This is a genomic window from Peptostreptococcus sp., assembly GCF_036639115.1.
Lineage (GTDB): Bacteria > Bacillota > Clostridia > Peptostreptococcales > Peptostreptococcaceae > Peptostreptococcus.
This window is the reverse complement of record NZ_JAVWJH010000009.1, coordinates 27,192-30,462: the sequence shown is the minus strand read 5'-3', so window position 1 is coordinate 30,462 and position 3,271 is coordinate 27,192. Positions and strand designations below refer to the sequence as shown.

General features: G+C 33.7%; 2 protein-coding genes and 9 tRNA genes. All 11 read left to right on the top strand.

Annotated elements, in window-relative coordinates; all coding sequences use genetic code 11:
* The first annotated feature begins 75 nt into the window (after positions 1–75).
* Positions 76–149, top strand: a tRNA-Arg gene (locus RR561_RS09020).
* A 12-nt stretch (positions 150–161) separates the two neighbouring features.
* Positions 162–237 (top strand) — tRNA-Gln (locus tag RR561_RS09015).
* Between the two features lie 38 nt (positions 238–275).
* Positions 276–364, top strand: a tRNA-Ser gene (locus tag RR561_RS09010).
* A gap of 8 nt (positions 365–372) precedes the next feature.
* Positions 373–448: transfer RNA gene (locus tag RR561_RS09005), tRNA-Phe, on the top strand.
* A gap of 17 nt (positions 449–465) precedes the next feature.
* Positions 466–542 (top strand) — tRNA-Met (locus RR561_RS09000).
* A gap of 6 nt (positions 543–548) precedes the next feature.
* Positions 549–624: transfer RNA gene (locus RR561_RS08995), tRNA-Lys, on the top strand.
* Between the two features lie 32 nt (positions 625–656).
* Positions 657–729: transfer RNA gene (locus RR561_RS08990), tRNA-Lys, on the top strand.
* A gap of 25 nt (positions 730–754) precedes the next feature.
* Positions 755–825, top strand: a tRNA-Cys gene (locus tag RR561_RS08985).
* Between the two features lie 157 nt (positions 826–982).
* On the top strand, positions 983–1,339 hold the full coding sequence (locus tag RR561_RS08980) for a NifB/NifX family molybdenum-iron cluster-binding protein (RefSeq protein WP_332507546.1): 357 nt from the start codon (positions 983–985) through the stop codon (positions 1,337–1,339).
* A 143-nt stretch (positions 1,340–1,482) separates the two neighbouring features.
* Positions 1,483–1,556 (top strand) — tRNA-Arg (locus RR561_RS08975).
* Positions 1,557–1,916: 360 nt separating this feature from the next.
* Positions 1,917–3,239: a metallophosphoesterase gene (locus RR561_RS08970; RefSeq protein WP_332507545.1), complete on the top strand. Its 1,323-nt coding sequence runs from the start codon at positions 1,917–1,919 to the stop codon at positions 3,237–3,239.
* Positions 3,240–3,271 lie beyond the last annotated feature (32 nt).

Below are 3,271 nucleotides of genomic sequence, written 5' to 3'. Positions count from 1 at the left end.
GGATCTAGCGCCTTTGGCGTGGGGGTTCGACTCCCTTCATCCGCACCAGTTTATTGACAAAATTTTTAAAAATGTGGGTGCATAGCTCAGTTGGATAGAGCAACGCCCTTCTAAGGCGTGTGTCCGGGGTTCGAATCCCTGTGCGCTCATTTTAATGATGTTGGGGATTAGCCAAGTCGGTAAGGCACATGACTTTGACTCATGCATCCGTGGGTTCGAGTCCCGCATCCCCAGCCATTTAAAATTTAATGTATTTTACGTAATCTAATATTTATGGAGAGGTGTCCGAGTGGTTTAAGGAGCTGGTCTTGAAAACCAGTGATGCTTTACGGCACCGTGGGTTCGAATCCCACCCTCTCCGCCATAATAGTTGCCTGGATAGCTCAGTCGGTAGAGCAGGGGATTGAAAATCCCCGTGTCGGTGGTTCGATTCCGCCTCTAGGCACCATTATTTTGTGATAACGTGGCGGTATAGCTTAGTTGGCTAGAGCGTCCGGTTCATACCCGGAAGGTCACAGGTTCAAGTCCCGTTACCGCTACCAATATACGGATCATTAGCTCAGCTGGCAGAGCACCTGACTCTTAATCAGGGTGTCCGGGGTTCGAACCCCCGATGATCCACCATTCTTTAAAGATAGATTACTACTAACCAATATGGATCATTAGCTCAGCTGGCAGAGCACCTGACTCTTAATCAGGGTGTCCGGGGTTCGAACCCCCGATGATCCATTTTTTTTATATATCAGAACATTATGGCGACATAGCCAAGTGGTAAGGCAGTGGACTGCAACTCCTTGATCTCCAGTTCGAATCTGGGTGTCGCCTCTTATATATACGTTTGCGAAGGAATATGCCTTCGTTTTTTTTATGCTCAAAAATAATTGCAATTAATTTGCATAAACATTTAGAAAATCATAGCAAAAAAGGTTTTTTTATTGTAGAATATAGGAGTAGGATAATATAATTTAAGGAGGATACATATATGAAAATAGCAGTTACAACTGAAAACGGTGTTATTTGTGGACATTTTGGTCATGCAAAAAACTTTTCAGTTTTCACAGTAGAAGATGGAAAGATAATATCTAGAGAGGAATTAGATACTCAGGGAAATCATTGTTCAACAATGCCAGAATTTGTAGTGGAAAACAATATAAATGTTATAATCACTTCAGGCATGGGACAGGGAGCAGTAGATGGATTGGCAGCAAAGGGAATAAAATCATTCTCAGGAGTTGCAGGAGATCCAGAAAAGGCAGTACTAGCATTCATAGATGGAACTATATCAGATATGGGAGCAAACTGTTCTGGACACGGAGATCATAGTTCTTGCCATCATTAATTAATGTCATTTACTTTTAAAGAAAGTTAACAAAGATAGTATCTACTTTTGCTAAAATCTAATAAAAGTAGATACTATTTCTTTAAATAACTTGAAAAAATAAAGTATCCATGATATACTATATAAGTATTATTTTGTGATATGTGCTCGTAGCTCAACTGGATAGAGTACTTGACTACGAATCAAGGGGTTGTGGGTTCGAGTCCCGCCGGGCGCATTTAAAGCTGTTTCTAAACTAGAAAATCTAGATTTGGAGACAGCTTTTTTTATATATAAAAATATTAATATTTGCGTATACATTAATATTAATAATAAGATATAGTAAGTTCTATTAGAAGATTTGATTGAAATATTTCTATAAAAATTATATTTAATCAACTATTTCTTCTATCATGGTCTATAATGAATGTAGGGAGTGGAAGTGACTCTATATAAAAAGAGATTAATTGAACTATTCTATATTTAATATATCAATAAATTAAAAAAATAAGAAGATTAAAATTATAGGTGGTAAATATTTAAAAATAGCCTATTTTATTTTAGAATATAAAAAAATATTCAAGGAAGGTGAGTTTTTATGACTTTTATAATATTAATGCTGGCTATGGTTGCTACATTTATATTTCTAATAGAAAAAAGAAAAAAATCAAGAAAACTGATAGAAGAAACTATACCAACTGTAGATTTTGGAGATGACTCAGATGAACTAGATATAGTTCATATAAGTGACATTCACTACTTGGCACCTAGTCTGACTGATTATGGAGATGCATTTAGCCAAAATGTAGAAAAGGGCGATGGCAAAATGGTGAGGTATATAGATCAAGTAATGGATTCCTTTATCTTAGAGATGATAAAGAAAAAACCAAAAGCAGTGATAGTAGGTGGCGATATCACCTATAATGGTGAAAAAATAAGCCACCAAAATATGGCGAAAAAATTTAAAATTCTAAAAGATAAAAATATAGATGTTTTAGTTATACCTGGAAACCATGATATCAATAATGAAAAAGCTAAAAGCTTTAAAAATAAAGAGGATTTATCAGTTGAATCTGTAAATGAAGAAGAGTTTAAAGAAATTTATTCAAACTTTGGATATTCTGATGAAGATCCTAAAGTAATAGCTAGGGATAAAAACTCACTTAGCTATATGTATATGATAAATAAATTTCAGTGTATATTGATGATTGAAACTAGCTGTGGCAAGAATGATTTACAACTGTCAAATCAGACATATAAGTGGATTGAAAGAATGCTTCATATAGCTAGTATTAATAATTTATCTGTAATTTCAGTTACACATCAAAATATACTAGCACATAACAAAATGTTTATATCTGGATATAAAATAGAAAATAGTTCAAAGCTTATTAAGTTATTTAGTGATCATAATATAAGGTTAAATCTTAGTGGTCACATGCATATGCAACATATATCAGAAAATGAAGGTGTGTCTGATGCTGCAGTAGGGTCTATAGCCTTATATCCCAGTCTGTATGCCTGTATACATACAGATGTAAGGGATAATATCAAATACAAGACAGAGAGCCTAGACGTTGACTATTGGGCACAAAAGTATGGATGGAAAGACGATAATCTTCTACATTTTAAAGATAAATCCAAAGATTTTTTCATTGAATGTACTAGATATCAGACAAATCCAACTCTAGATAAAGTGAATACAACACTAGAAGAAAAAAGGGAAATGATGGATTTTATGATAGACACAAATTTGTATTATTTTTCAGGAAGAATGGGAGAAAGAGAAGATCTTAATAAAGATAATACAAACTATAAGAAATGGAAAAAATATTGTGAAGATACATTCTTGATGTCTTATTTAAATAGTATCTATGAAGATAGTAGTAGATCACATAATAAATTAGAAATAAGTATGTAAAAAAATTAGTGATATGTTAAAATATTTTAATG